The following is a 12,345-nucleotide window of genomic DNA, read 5'->3' on the forward strand; positions in this document are numbered from 1 at the left end:
CATGACACAGCTTTCCGGTGGACAGGCCGCCGTCGAAGCCCTCAAGGCCGAGGACACCAAGTTTGTCTTTGGCCTGATCGGATCGGCCACGATGGAGATGTTCGACGCGCTTTACGACGCGAAAGAGATCAATTTTATCGGTGTCCATGACGAGCGTACAGGCACCCATATGGCCGATGGCTATGCCCGCGCTTCAGGCGAAACCGGCGTCGTGCTGGCCGGGCAAAACGGCCCCGGCACCACCAACCTCGTGACAGGGCTGGCACAGGCCAAGGCCGCCTATACGCCCATCGTATCCATCGGTGGTGCACTGGCCTCGGGGCATGTTTACCGCGATGCCTTTCAGGAGGTGGATCAACAGGCGCTTTTCGCCCCCATCACCAAGAAAACTTGGACCGCGCCTTCGACCGACCGGGTGCCGGAACTGGTGCAGGAGGCATTTCGCGTCGCCAACGCCCCGCGCAAGGGGCCGGTGCAACTGAACCTGCCGCGCGATGTGCTGTCGGGTCAGGCGGAGTTTGGCGATATGCCAAAGCCCGAGGCCTACCGCCCCGTCGGTGCAACCGCCGCGCCCGAGGCCTCCATTGCACAGGCCGCCAAGATGCTAGCCGGGGCCGCGCGCCCGGTGATCATGGTGGGCGGCGGCATCAAGAACACCGGCGCCGCCGACCGCGCCATCGCCCTGGCCGAAGCTTTCGACAGCCCGCTGGTCTCTTCCCCCGGCCATGGCGACGCGATCCCTTTTGGCCATCCGCTGAACGCGGGCCAGATGGGGCCGCGCGGCAACGAGGTGGCCTCGCGGCTGATGAAAGAGGCTGACGTGATCCTTGCCCTTGGCACGCGGATCGGCTTCAACGCCACCTTTTACAGCTATGACAATATCAACCGTGACGCCGCGATCATCCATGTGGAACAAGAACCGACGGCCATAGGCCGCTATTTCCCTGTGGCTTTGGGCATCTGGGGCGATGCGCCCACAGTCGCCGAACAGTTGACGGCAGAGGCCGGGAAACTCAGCCGCCGGGCCGAGGCGGAGGCCTGGACCGCAAGCTACAAGGCCGAGCGGCAGGCGTTCCTTGCCACCCGAGATGCCGAGGCGGATGTGGCCAATTCCATCATCCAGCCCTCGGGCCTGTTCAAAACCCTGCGCGATGTCTGCCCCCAGGACAGCGCCTTTACCATGGACGCCGGTACGCTCTGCCTTCAGGCCACCGACAAGCTGAATTACTGGCAGCCCCAAAGCCTGTTTACGCCGCTCGATTTCGGGCTTGTGGGCTTTTCCTTTGCCGCCGGGCTTGGGGTCAAACTGGCCATGCCGGACCGCCCGGTGATCAGCCTGATGGGCGATGGCGGTTTTGGCATGACCACGTCCGAGCTGTCCACAGCGGTGGATTATGGCATCAACACCGTCACCGTGGTGATGAACAACGGCTGCTGGGGGGCCGAAAAAGCCTATCAGAGGGATTTCTTCAATGGCCGTTATATCGGCGCGGATATCTCCAGCCCGCCGTTTGACAAACTCGCCGAGCTTTATGGCGCCAAGGGCTACCGCGCCGATACGCTGGCCCAAACCGCCGAGGCGATCGAGGCGGCTTTGACATGCGGCAAACCCGCAGTGATCGACGTCATGGTGGACCCGGCGGCGCTCTATTCGTTCCGCCGTGACAGTTTCAAGCACAGAGGGGGTTGAGATGGCCGACAACACCTATCCCGCGACCGAGGCGCAGCGTGCCACCGGCGACTGGAACCCGTTCTGGACCATGCTGGAAGAGCTGGACCCGGATTACCTTGAAGCTTTCCTGCAATTCCGAAGCGTCCCACAGAACGGACCGTTGGATCAAAAGACCAAGGAACTGATCTTTATCGCGATCAACGTGGCCACCACGCATCTTTGGCCATCGGGCGCGCGGCGGCATATGGCCAACGCGCTCGAGGCCGGAGCCACCAAGGAAGAAATCCTTGAGGTGATCCAGCTGACCTCGATCATGGGCATCCATTCTATGACAATGGGGGTGCCGATCCTTTTGGAGGAGGCGGAAAAGGCAGGGCGGGACGGTTGAGCGAGGGCAAGGGTGAACGGCGGTGTGGTCGTCGGAATCACCCTTATCAAACCATTTTGAGGCAACTTCGCGGCCCATGACGAGCGCGACCGGGTAATGACCGGATCGCTTGCGCTATGCCTCTCGTTGGACTGGGGAGGCATCAACGAAAATGCGTTTCCTCTTGCGATCCCGCGTTTCGAGAAAACGCTGCAACATCGCGTGGGCCGCTAGCCATGGAGCAATCTGATCTGAAATGATGGGTATCGAGACGGCGGCCCGCGCGCTGCGTGACTGGGTGCGGTTGAACACACAAGGTATTTTCTTGGCGGTTGTCGTGGCCGTGGCGGCCCAATTCCTGTCCGATCACTATGGCGCGCCCGCCATGTTGATGGCGCTTCTTTTGGGGATCGCCCTGAATTTCCTTTCGGAGCAAGGGCCGTGCAAACCCGGCATAGAATTTACCGCCCGCAATGTCTTGCGCCTCGGCGTCGCACTGCTCGGGGTAAGGATCAGTACCGAGCTTCTGGCAGGGCTGAGCGCGGGTCAGATTGGGCTTGTCATAGCCGCGGTTGCGCTGACCATCGGAATCGGGGTGCTGGCAGCGCGGCTTCTGGGGCGGGGGTGGCGTCTGGGCCTGCTTACCGGTGGCTCCGTGGCCATATGCGGGGCATCGGCAGCCATGGCGATCTCTGCAGTTCTGCCACGCAACGAACATTCCGAGCGGAACCTGATCTTTACGGTTCTTTCCGTCACTGTCCTGTCCACCTTTGCCATGATCTCCTATCCCATACTGGTCCAGCGCCTTGGCTTGAGCGATCACGTCGCGGGGCTTTTTCTGGGGGCGACAATACACGACGTGGCGCAGGTTGTAGGCGCGGGCTTCTCCCTGTCAGAGAATGCCGGTGAAGTGGCAACGCTGGTCAAGCTGATCCGAGTGGCCATGCTCGCCCCGGTGGTGCTGGTGATCGCGTTAATTTTGCGGCGTCACGCGACCGCGCAGACGCAACAAGAGAAACGCCCGCCACTCCTTCCGTTCTTTGTCATCGGGTTTCTGATCCTTGCAATACTTAATTCGGCCGGAGTCGTACCCGAGGCGATGGCCCAGGCCATGTCGCGCCTGTCGCGGTGGGCGCTGCTCGTGTCTATTGCCGCGGTGGGGATGAAAACATCGTTGCAGCGCATATTGGATGTCGGCGGGCAGGCCATTGCCCTGATCGTGATCGAGACAGTCTTCATAGCAGCATTCGTCTTGGGCGGGGTGACAGTATTGCTCAGTTAGCGCTCCGGCCCATCGGCGCGCGCCCGGTGCCGCTATGGGCAGGATGGCGGAATAGATGCCTTGTGCAATTCACTTCGGCTCAATGTTGCCGGAAGTCATTTTGTTGCGCAGCTCATGCAAATTGGTCGCAACTCCGTGTCGAGCAATATGCCGGCAGGTCTACGACTGGCGGAAGAAGCTGCCGACGGGGCAGCTTGTCATGCTCGAGAGCGTGGTGGCCCTGCCGATGTTTGCCGAGCTAATCGTCGAGGAAGCGGCGGCCGGGGCAGAGGTGCCGGCGGAGGCGGTGGCTGCGAACGGCGTGGAGATCGTTGTCGGCGATGTCGTGATCCGCGTTGGTGTTGATGCCGACAAGGTCCTGCTGACACGGTCGATCCGGGCGGCGCGGGCGGCGGCATCATGATGCGCGGCCAGGGAGCGCCGGTGAATATCCACGTGGCGACGCGCCCGGTGGATTTCCGCAAGGGCATCGACGGCCTTGCGCTGGCGGTGTAGGAGATGTTCGGGCTCGATCCGTTCTGTGGGGCGGTCTTCGTGTTCCGCTCGAAACGGGCAGACAGGATCAAGCTCCTGGTCTGGGATCAGACCGGGATGGTGCTGTTTCACAAGCGGCTGGAAGGCGGAAAGTTCGTATGGCCGCAGGAGCTGGATGGGGTGATGCAGATGTCCTCGGTGCAGCTGGCGGCACTGTTCGATGGGTTGGACTGGCGCCTGGTAAGACCGGAGCCGGCGCGGCGCCCGCTGGTCGCAGGCCATGGTGCAGGCGCATACGCCCGAGCATGTCGTGCCTGGCGGGCTCCCGACCGAGCGGCTGATTGCGTGGATCATCGTGTCAAAGTTCGGCAACCACCTGCCGTTCTACCGCCAGGCGGAGATTCCCCACTGCCCGGGGGCTTCTGACATGATCATGGAAAAGTTCGATTTCTGTCTCTTCTCAGGAACGGCACCGGGATCGAAGTGTTCAGCCGAAGCTTCCAAAAAAGAGCAGAATTCCAGAGGCTTGCAAAAAATTCATCAAATCGCCTCAGTCATGAGGTCCGGAGAATACCGGCCCTGAGAAACCGCTTTCGGGCCTCCCGCCGGCAGGGACGGTGCTCAGCCCCTCCCGCATAACCCTCGAAAACAACGAAAAAATCCGGCCGTAGCCGGAGCGGGAGAACGCTTTCGCAGGGGCAAGTGGCGGAGCGGACGGGACTGGCAGCGAACGTTCTCTGGCGCCTAAGTCATTGTTCTAATTCAGTTGACTGATGGTTCTACCGGTTATGCGGTTCAATCGCGACTGGCAGCGAAACGAATGAACTTCGGTCGGGTCAGCTTCTTTCGGAACAGCACGGGCCCGCCGCGGCGCCATGCACTTGGAACACGTTATTTGCGAGATCGACGCCGATGATCGTAACCTTTCCCACGGACGCCGTCTCCTGCAGCTTGTGTGATGACACCCCAAGCTTGGCACATTGCGATACCGTCAGAGGAGAGCGGCATCCACCCGATTTCCCGGGCCCAAAGCATTGATTTTATTCACGACATCTTCTTATTCGAATCCCAGATCATATAAAAGGGACTGAGGTCCAACCCAACCTCGTGCAGGAGTTTCTCTACGTTCCGCAACGGAAGCGGAAACCGGATGTAAAGCATGAGCGCCAGCCGGATGATCTCACGACTAGTTTTGAAATAGCGAAATGGGCTGTGTTTTGTCATCCGGCGAGGCTATGCAACCGCCCTGTCCGTCTCAAGCTGATTTCCTCTGACAAGACCTCGCCTTGCGCTCACCATGGCCATCGGCGTGCGTGAGGTCCGCCTGCACGACCCGCCCGTTGCGGTCTCCATCAGCGTATGCCCCATGAAGCACAGCGCCGCCGCAGCACCCAGCGCCTTCTTGTAAAGCCGGGCGTCCGTGTCACCGGCATTTTGCCGCGCATCGAGAAGGGTGTCGAGCCCGGCCGCCTGATGCGCCCACGTGACTGCTCGATGATGCCTTGGACGGCGCACAGCCTCCTCGTCTCTTCTTACGATCCGACGGAGAATAGCCATTGTCCGCATGCGACGAAGGCACCGTTTTCGAAAGACTGAACGTGCAAAACCCGCCCGGTTATCGGCGAGATGATTTCGGCATTTTCGGTGCCGACTCTTGTGGAGGCAACAATCTCACCGGCTTTGACGCAATCACCGGGCTCGAGCGCGCGGCTCACTTGCCAGTTGAGCACACCCGCCGCCTTTGCCCTGACCGTATGGTATGTGATCACTTCAGGCTGATCTGTTATCAGATCTTCCTGCGGAAACGACGATTCCTCTCTTGTCTTGACGACATTTGCTTCATCGCCCGCCGGGCCCTCCCAGTCTATTTCCAGATCGAGACCGTCAAGCGACCATTCCAATCGGGAAAGCCCCTCGCGCGACATGGAGTCGGTCAACCGTTCCAAATCCTTGGCCGTTAGGTTGTCATGCATGGGCTGATCCACTTGTGGCCTCCGACTGCTTGGCTTCAATCCAACGGGTGTGAATGTCATTCTCTATGAATTCAGGCTCATCCAACATCGCAAGATGAAAAGGGATAGTGGTGGCGACACCCTCTATCCGGAGGGCCTGCAAAGCGTGCCGGGAATTTTCGAGAGCCTCGTCGCGATTCCTGCCCCCAACAATCAGTTTCCCAATCATCGAATCGTAAAAGGGCGAGATTTCGTAACCGGGAAAGACATGACTTTCGAACGCGACGTTCGGGCCTGTCGGCAGCTCCAATCGGGTAATCCGCCCCGGGACGGGTGTGAAATTCTGTGACGGGTCCTCGGCACATATACGCCATTCGATGAAACATCCGTCGGGCACTGTTTCAAGCTCCGGCAACCGCATCTTGTTGCCTGCAGCGATCCAGAACTGCTCAGCTATCAGATCGGTGCCAGTCAGCCGTTCGGTCACCGGGTGTTCAACCTGGATCCGAGTGTTCATCTCGATGAAGAAGAATTCGCCACTGTCCATGTCGTAGATGAATTCAATGGTGCCAGCGTTGTGATACTTCGTTCCCCGCACCAGACGCAGCGCTGCATCCGCCATATCCTTTCGGGTGTTGGCGGGCAAGAGTGTTGCGGGGGCTTCCTCGATCAGCTTTTGATGGCGGCGTTGAACGGAACAGTCCCTATCCCAGAGATGCCGGACATTTCCATGATGGTCACCGAAGACCTGGACTTCGATGTGGCGCACGCGCTCGAAGAACCGTTCCAGATACAGTGCGCCGTCGCCGAATGCGGCTTCGGCTTCTCCGCTGGCCTGTTCGAATAGCCTGTGGAAACTCTCTTTTTGGGGTATCACTCGCATACCCCGCCCGCCACCGCCGGCACTGGCCTTGACCAGCATGGGAAAGCCGACCGAGTCGACATGCTCTGCCGCCTCTGAAACCTCGGTGAACGCGCACGGCGAACCCGGAACTACCGGAACATCCAGGCGCGCCGCTGTGGCACGCGCCATTGCCTTGTCACCCATCGTGCGAATGCTTTCAGGATCGGGGCCTACGAATGTCAAACCTTTGCTTGCACAAGCTTCGGCGAACTCTGCGTTCTCCGCCAGAAAGCCATACCCCGGATAGACCGCGTCGCACCCCGTTGCCAAGGCTGTCTCTATCAGCACGTCGCCGCGCAAATAGCTTTCCCTGGGGGACGCCCCCCCAATGCAAATCGCCTCGTCCGCAGCAAAGATATGGGCACTGGAGGCATCGGCGGAAGAATACACCGCGACCACCTGCAAACCGCAGCGTCTGGCTGCGCGTACTGCCTTAAGCGCAATTTCCCCGCGATTGGCAATCAGGACTTTTCTCATTTCCCACCCTTGTGCTCGTTGCTGCGGCTGTCACCGGCACCCGTGCGATATGCAGCGAGAGTTGCCGAGGCGACAGACGGGTCCAATCCCGCCGCTTCTTCCAGAAAGAGCAACAGCGCGGTACAATCCTGTTCACCACGGCCAGATGCAATCGCCTCCACGAATGTTCGCTGCGCTGCCTTGCCCAGAACCAATTCCGCCTCCAATTCCTGACCCATATCGAGCGCCAGTCCGAGGTCCTTGAGACCGAGGCGGATTGGAAAATCAGGTGCGATATCGCCCGCAAGGACCTTACCGGGAAAATTCACGATGATCTGTCCACGCCCGGCCGCCGTGTGGCTCAGCACCTCGACCAGAACCTCCCGGTCCAAGCCCGCCTTCCGGCCGGCGGCAAGGGCCTCTGCAGTCATCACCATGCCGACCATCGACATGTAGTTGTTAATAAGTTTCAGGCGCGCGCCGCTGCCCAGTGGACCGGCGTGGTAGGTGACCTCGCCCATGATTTCGAAAAGGGGGGCAGCTTGCTTCAGGTCGGCCTCATCCCCTCCGGCGATGATAATCAGACGTCCATCTCGCGCGGCCGACGGAGGCCGTCCGACCGGAGCGTCAATCATACGGATATTTCGATCACCGGCTTCCTGAGCGATAATCGCGACAGTATCGGGACCGCTTGTCCCCATGTCGATGAGCAAGCTTTGTGAAGACATTGCCGCCAGCACCCCTGACGCCCCGGTAAGAACGTCGATCAAGGTCCCGGGTTCCGGGAGCATGGTGATCACGATTTCGGCGGAAGCGGCGGCACTTCTGGCAGATGCCGCCACCTTCACGCCGTCGCTGCGGGCTTGCGCGCACCGAACCTTGTCATGGTCATACCCAGTGACGGCCATGCCCGCACGTGCAAGCCGGGCAGCCATTGGTCCGCCCATCACTCCAAGGCCGATGAATGCGACCTTAGGCATGATCCGAGTCCCGGACATGCCCTCCGGTCGCGACGTCCGCAAGAATCATCAACGCGTCGGCGATAACGATGCCTCCGGGCATTCCGGTCGCGGAAAGGGTCGCGGGGCGTACAAGCGCGGGGTTTATGTCCAGTTCTCTCAACCTGTGGCGATGGTACCACGCAAATTGCGATAGCTGGGCCAGTGTTTCGGAGAAGGCGTCGATATCCGCCGGCTCACGGCCCCTGGCGCCTTGAAAGATCGGCAGGGATTTCAGCTCGAAAATCATTTCGCGTGCGACATCCTCGTCAAACGGTGCCACGCGGAATGACACATCCCCAAAGATTTCAGCATAGATACCGCCTAGACCGACCGCGACCACGGGGCCGAAGCACGGGTCCTGAACCACCCCCATGAGGGCCTCGGTGGCATCGGTAACCATCTCGGCGAGCAGGATGCCTTCAAGGCGCACCCCGGGGGCATGCCGCGCCACCGACTCCAGGATATCCTGGACAGCGCGGTCAAGCTCCTGAGGCGTCGCGATCCCCAGCTTGACCCCTCCGACCTCTGTCTTGTGCGCAATGTCCTTCGAGACGATCTTGGCGACCAATGGATAGGTCAGGCATTCTGCGGCGACAGCGGGGTCGCCATCACAGGGCATCAGCACATCCACAGATCTGCCGATCCCGGCGTCAGCCAAGACCTGCTTGGAGCTGAACTCATCCAGAGGCCTGGTCGTTTCGGGCAGGACTGGAAACGCGTCTTCGGTGTCTGCCCACTGCGGGCGCGCCAGGATCGTACGTCGCTGCGTGGCCCAGCGGGCGGACACCGCCGCAGCGTGGGCAAGCCTGACCGGGGTCGGGATGATCGGGATGCCCGCCGCCTCCAGCAGTTCGTAGGCTTCTTCTGCACGATCACGACGGACCGACCAGCCGACAAGGACAGGCTTTTCAGTCCGCTCGGCGACCGCGACAATGACCCGAGCGGCAGAAACGGCAGCAGCCCCCGGCAACGACGCGAGCAAAATGGCCAGCTGGTCGATTCCGTCATCCTCGATCGTCGCCTCGAGCGCCCGCTCGAAAAGTCCCATATCGTTGAAAACACCGGCCGTGATATCAATCGGGTTTGCTGCGGATCCGAATGTCGGCACAATCTCGGCCAGCTTGCGGGCCGTTTCGGCACCAAACTCGGGCAGAGACAGCCCATCACGAATGGCCCGGTCGGCAAAGACGATCCCGGAGCCGCCCGAGATGCTGAGTGCTCCGATCCGTTCGCCCTGAGCCTGCCGTCTGGTGCTGAAAACCTTGAAAAGGTCGACCATTTCCTGAACGTCGAAGACTTCGATTATCCCGGCTTGACGGAAAGCCGACTGAAAAACCTCGTAGCTTCCGGTCATGTTGGCCGTGTGCGAAGCGGCGGCACGGGCACCGCTTTCGGTGTTGCCTCCCTTCCATACCAGCAACGGCTTGCTGGCTTCCAACGCCTTGCGTCCCACATCGATAAGGCGGCGCCCGTTGGAAAGCCCCTCGATATAGGCCGCGCAAATGCTCGTGCCGGGGTCGTCGATGAACACATCCAACAGATCGGGTGTCGTGAGGTCAGCTTCGTTCCCAGTCGAGATGCAGGTACGGAAACCAACCCCCTCTGCCGCCGCCTGAGTGGCAATGGCAAATCCGAACCCCCCGCTCTGGAAGGCCATCGAAACCGGGCCCTGGGGCAGGTCCAACTCACCGGTGATGCTTCCGAAGGCAGCAAACACACGGTTCGGAAAACTCACAAGACCCTGGCAATTTGGCCCGATCAGGCGCACACCGCCGGCCCGGGCCGCTTCGATCAGTTCGTGCTCGAGAGTGGCCCCGGACTCGCCCGATTCACGAAAGCCACCGCTCAGGATTACCGCGAATCCAATACCCGCCGAGCTGCAATCACGGATCGACTTGAGCACATGCGCACTTGAGACCGCGATTATCGCTAGATCGCAGGGTTCGTCGATATGAGCTGCGTCGGGGTAGCATCTCAGGCCGGCAACCTCTTCATACTTGGGATTTACGGGGTAGATCCCGCCGGTATAGCCTGCCGCCTGCAAGGCCTTTATAGGTTGCCCTCCGATCCGCGACGAATCGCGAGAGGCGCCGATCACCGCAATACCGCGCGGAGAAATTAATTTCTCCCTGTCGACGCTGGCGGTAAAGTCATTATGGGCAGAGTTGTACATTGTGGTTCTTTCCTGGTGTTCGGAGCAAGTTCAGGTGCCGGGCCGCTTCCGGAGTTCAAGGTGGAAATCGCCTTTATCGAGAACGACCCTCGATACATTCCGGCCGCTACAGGCCAGTTCCATGGCAGCCACGATTGGCGTCCTAAGTATGGTCGACCTTTCCACACCCCGCTCCATCCTATCAACCATCGCACCGTCGAAAAAATAACGCAGCATACGCGTCTCGTCATTCAGATCGAGGTATTTCGTGCGAAGGCCGGGCAAAACCGGCTCCAGATTTTTTGACGGCTCCTGGATATAAGCCGAGCCGTTTTCAAGAATTCGGTCCAATACATTCGGAACAACTGGAGCCAGAGGCTTTCCGTAATGTCCCATGGCGTATTTCTTGACCTCGTCGGGAACTACGGCATAGCGGTCACCGTTGATAACGTTCAGCGTCGCCTGGACACCGATGAATTGGGCGAAGGGCGTGACCTGGATGGGCCAGCCCAGATCGGCCCGGACCCTGGCGCACTCTTCCAGAACCTCGGGCAGCTTGTGGTGCAGGCCGACCTGATCAAGCTGTGCCTCCAGGTTGCTCATCACCCCACCGGGCACCTGATGTCCGACCGCAGCAGCATCGAAATCCATCACCCTGCCCCGCGGGCGTCCTTCGGCTATCGAGACCTGATCCAGATGGTGGCTCACGCGCTCCAGCGACGCTATGTCCATATCGACAGCATGGCCGGTCGCCCTCAAGTTGCGCAGAGTGGTCAGAACCGATGGCGGCGCGTTGCTGTCGGCAACGGGCGGCACGCATGTATAAAGATTGTCCACACCCAATTCCGCGGCGGCAAGATAGCTTCGCTGAGGCAAGCCGACAACGCCGTGGCTGTGCAGGCCCAGTGACATCTCACCGATCTCGGCACGGATCGCAGGCACGAGCGTCCGCAGGCGCTCAGGCGTAAGGACGCCGCTTGCATCCTCTATCAACAGGGCATCCACATCAGCTCTGTCGATAAACTCTCTGGCCTTTTGTGCGTAAAGCTCATCCGTGTGAATCGGGCTATCGGAAAAGGTTAGCCAGCCCGTGGTCATGGCTCCGAGTGATTTCGCGTGCAGCAACGCCGGTACGACATTGTCCAGATCGTGGAGCCCATCAAAGGCGACGAAGCGGGTGCAGCCATTCGCGATCAAACGTTCAACCCACAGGCGGTTGATGTCTTCGTGCTGAGGCTCGAACCCCAGAATGCAACTTGACCGGATAACGGCCTGCATCGGGGTCCGTGTTATCCTGGTGCGCAACTGGCGCAATCGGTCCCACGGGTTCTCGGATAGATAACGGACGGCCGCATCGAACTGGACGGCACCGATCACTTCGATAGCCCCGAACCCGGCGCGATCCAGATCCTCGGCGGCTGGCAACATCGCTGCTGTGGACATCCGCGTAGCCCAGTTGCACTGCTGGCCATCCCGGAACGTGGTATCTATCAAATGCAGCGGGGCCATCGCTCAACACTCCTCACGGATCCGAAGCAGAGGTGTCCCCTTGATCACGGTCTCGCCATTTTCAACAAGGAATTCCTCAACTTCGCCTCGCACCCCGGCCGACACCGAGGTGAACAGTTTCATCACCTCGATCAGGCCGACCGTGTCGCCGGGTTCGACCCGCGCTCCCCGCGCCACGAACGGGTCGGAGGTGGGCGATGGGGATTTGTAAAAAATGCCCCCGATCGGGGCCACCACGACGTGACCCGTAGAGGTGTCGCCGCGCTCGCCTTGTTGTGACGGTCCCGGACCTGCCTGCGGCTCAGACGAGATCGCGGTTCCCGCAGGACGGCCCTGCTTGCTGTCCGATCGGGAATCCGGCACAGGCACATGACCGGACTCTGCGTCTTGTGGGGGGATTCTGGAATCGCTCGTCGCGCCCGCGCCCCGACGCACGACCCGCAGGTGCGTATCCCCTACCCGAAGTACCATCTCGTCGAACTCCGAGGTTTCGAACTTGTGGATTATCTGTTCGATTTCGGAAGCAGAAATGGGCACTGCAGAACTCCTTCGATGCTCACGGGGGATTCGCCCCTT

10 protein-coding genes and 4 pseudogenes are annotated in these 12,345 nt (G+C 60.4%); 6 read left to right on the forward strand and 8 right to left on the reverse strand.

Features of this window, described 5'->3' with window-relative positions:
- Nucleotide 1: 1 nt before the first annotated feature.
- The 6 genes and pseudogenes from AC13D8_RS04805 to AC13D8_RS04830 all read left to right on the forward strand — a co-directional run.
- Nucleotides 2-1,690: a thiamine pyrophosphate-binding protein gene (locus AC13D8_RS04805; RefSeq protein WP_482967876.1), complete on the forward strand. Its 1,689-nt coding sequence runs from the start codon at nucleotides 2-4 to the stop codon at nucleotides 1,688-1,690.
- Nucleotide 1,691: 1 nt separating this feature from the next.
- Nucleotides 1,692-2,060, forward strand: coding sequence for a carboxymuconolactone decarboxylase family protein (locus tag AC13D8_RS04810; protein ID WP_482967877.1), 369 nt, complete (start codon nucleotides 1,692-1,694; stop codon nucleotides 2,058-2,060).
- A 235-nt stretch (nucleotides 2,061-2,295) separates the two neighbouring features.
- Nucleotides 2,296-3,321 carry a YeiH family protein gene (locus tag AC13D8_RS04815; RefSeq protein ID WP_482967878.1) on the forward strand — a complete coding sequence of 342 codons (1,026 nt, stop codon included), beginning with the start codon at nucleotides 2,296-2,298 and terminating at the stop codon, nucleotides 3,319-3,321.
- A 199-nt stretch (nucleotides 3,322-3,520) separates the two neighbouring features.
- Nucleotides 3,521-3,724: a hypothetical protein gene (locus AC13D8_RS04820; RefSeq protein WP_482967879.1), complete on the forward strand. Its 204-nt coding sequence runs from the start codon at nucleotides 3,521-3,523 to the stop codon at nucleotides 3,722-3,724.
- A gap of 95 nt (nucleotides 3,725-3,819) precedes the next feature.
- Nucleotides 3,820-4,026: pseudogene (gene tnpB / locus AC13D8_RS04825) on the forward strand (IS66 family insertion sequence element accessory protein TnpB); the annotation flags it as partial.
- Nucleotides 4,027-4,081: 55 nt separating this feature from the next.
- A pseudogene (locus AC13D8_RS04830) lies at nucleotides 4,082-4,198 on the forward strand (IS66 family transposase); the annotation flags it as partial.
- 683 nt (nucleotides 4,199-4,881) lie between these two features.
- Here AC13D8_RS04830 and AC13D8_RS04835 read toward each other — a convergent pair.
- The 8 genes and pseudogenes from AC13D8_RS04835 to AC13D8_RS04870 all read right to left on the reverse strand — a co-directional run.
- A pseudogene (locus tag AC13D8_RS04835) lies at nucleotides 4,882-5,019 on the reverse strand (IS6 family transposase); the annotation flags it as partial.
- A 58-nt stretch (nucleotides 5,020-5,077) separates the two neighbouring features.
- A pseudogene (locus tag AC13D8_RS04840) lies at nucleotides 5,078-5,220 on the reverse strand (IS5/IS1182 family transposase); the annotation flags it as partial.
- 107 nt (nucleotides 5,221-5,327) lie between these two features.
- Nucleotides 5,328-5,768, reverse strand: coding sequence for a hypothetical protein (locus tag AC13D8_RS04845; RefSeq protein ID WP_482967880.1), 441 nt, complete (start codon nucleotides 5,766-5,768; stop codon nucleotides 5,328-5,330).
- Nucleotides 5,761-7,128: an acetyl-CoA carboxylase biotin carboxylase subunit gene (locus AC13D8_RS04850; protein WP_482967881.1), complete on the reverse strand. Its 1,368-nt coding sequence runs from the start codon at nucleotides 7,126-7,128 to the stop codon at nucleotides 5,761-5,763. Before AC13D8_RS04850 ends, AC13D8_RS04845 begins: the two co-directional genes overlap by 8 nt.
- Complete coding sequence (locus AC13D8_RS04855) at nucleotides 7,125-8,087, reverse strand: NAD(P)-dependent oxidoreductase (protein WP_482967882.1); 963 nt, start codon at nucleotides 8,085-8,087, stop codon at nucleotides 7,125-7,127. The genes AC13D8_RS04850 and AC13D8_RS04855 overlap by 4 nt, the downstream gene beginning before the upstream one ends.
- Entirely contained in the window at nucleotides 8,080-10,281 is a 2,202-nt protein-coding gene (locus tag AC13D8_RS04860) for an acetate--CoA ligase family protein (protein ID WP_482967883.1), read from the reverse strand. The genes AC13D8_RS04855 and AC13D8_RS04860 overlap by 8 nt, the downstream gene beginning before the upstream one ends.
- A 30-nt stretch (nucleotides 10,282-10,311) precedes the next feature.
- Nucleotides 10,312-11,769: a pyruvate carboxylase subunit B gene (locus tag AC13D8_RS04865; protein ID WP_482967884.1), complete on the reverse strand. Its 1,458-nt coding sequence runs from the start codon at nucleotides 11,767-11,769 to the stop codon at nucleotides 10,312-10,314.
- Nucleotides 11,770-11,772: 3 nt separating this feature from the next.
- Entirely contained in the window at nucleotides 11,773-12,306 is a 534-nt protein-coding gene (locus AC13D8_RS04870; RefSeq protein ID WP_482967885.1) for an acetyl-CoA carboxylase, read from the reverse strand.
- Nucleotides 12,307-12,345: the final 39 nt, after the last annotated feature.

This window comes from Roseovarius sp. B-10 (genome assembly GCF_056859295.1).

What these genes read in the sequence shown, in the direction of transcription:
- AC13D8_RS04820 (WP_482967879.1), top strand. Translation starts at nt 3,521, where the DNA reads ATGCTCGAGAGCGTGGTGGCCCTGCCGATGTTTGCCGAGCTAATCGTC.
- AC13D8_RS04810 (WP_482967877.1), top strand. Translation starts at nt 1,692, where the DNA reads ATGGCCGACAACACCTATCCCGCGACCGAGGCGCAGCGTGCCACCGGC.
- AC13D8_RS04865 (WP_482967884.1), bottom strand. Translation starts at nt 11,769, where the DNA reads ATGGCCCCGCTGCATTTGATAGATACCACGTTCCGGGATGGCCAGCAG.
- AC13D8_RS04845 (WP_482967880.1), bottom strand. Translation starts at nt 5,768, where the DNA reads ATGCATGACAACCTAACGGCCAAGGATTTGGAACGGTTGACCGACTCC.
- AC13D8_RS04815 (WP_482967878.1), top strand. Translation starts at nt 2,296, where the DNA reads ATGATGGGTATCGAGACGGCGGCCCGCGCGCTGCGTGACTGGGTGCGG.
- AC13D8_RS04855 (WP_482967882.1), bottom strand. Translation starts at nt 8,087, where the DNA reads ATGCCTAAGGTCGCATTCATCGGCCTTGGAGTGATGGGCGGACCAATG.
- AC13D8_RS04805 (WP_482967876.1), top strand. Translation starts at nt 2, where the DNA reads ATGACACAGCTTTCCGGTGGACAGGCCGCCGTCGAAGCCCTCAAGGCC.
- AC13D8_RS04860 (WP_482967883.1), bottom strand. Translation starts at nt 10,281, where the DNA reads ATGTACAACTCTGCCCATAATGACTTTACCGCCAGCGTCGACAGGGAG.
- AC13D8_RS04850 (WP_482967881.1), bottom strand. Translation starts at nt 7,128, where the DNA reads ATGAGAAAAGTCCTGATTGCCAATCGCGGGGAAATTGCGCTTAAGGCA.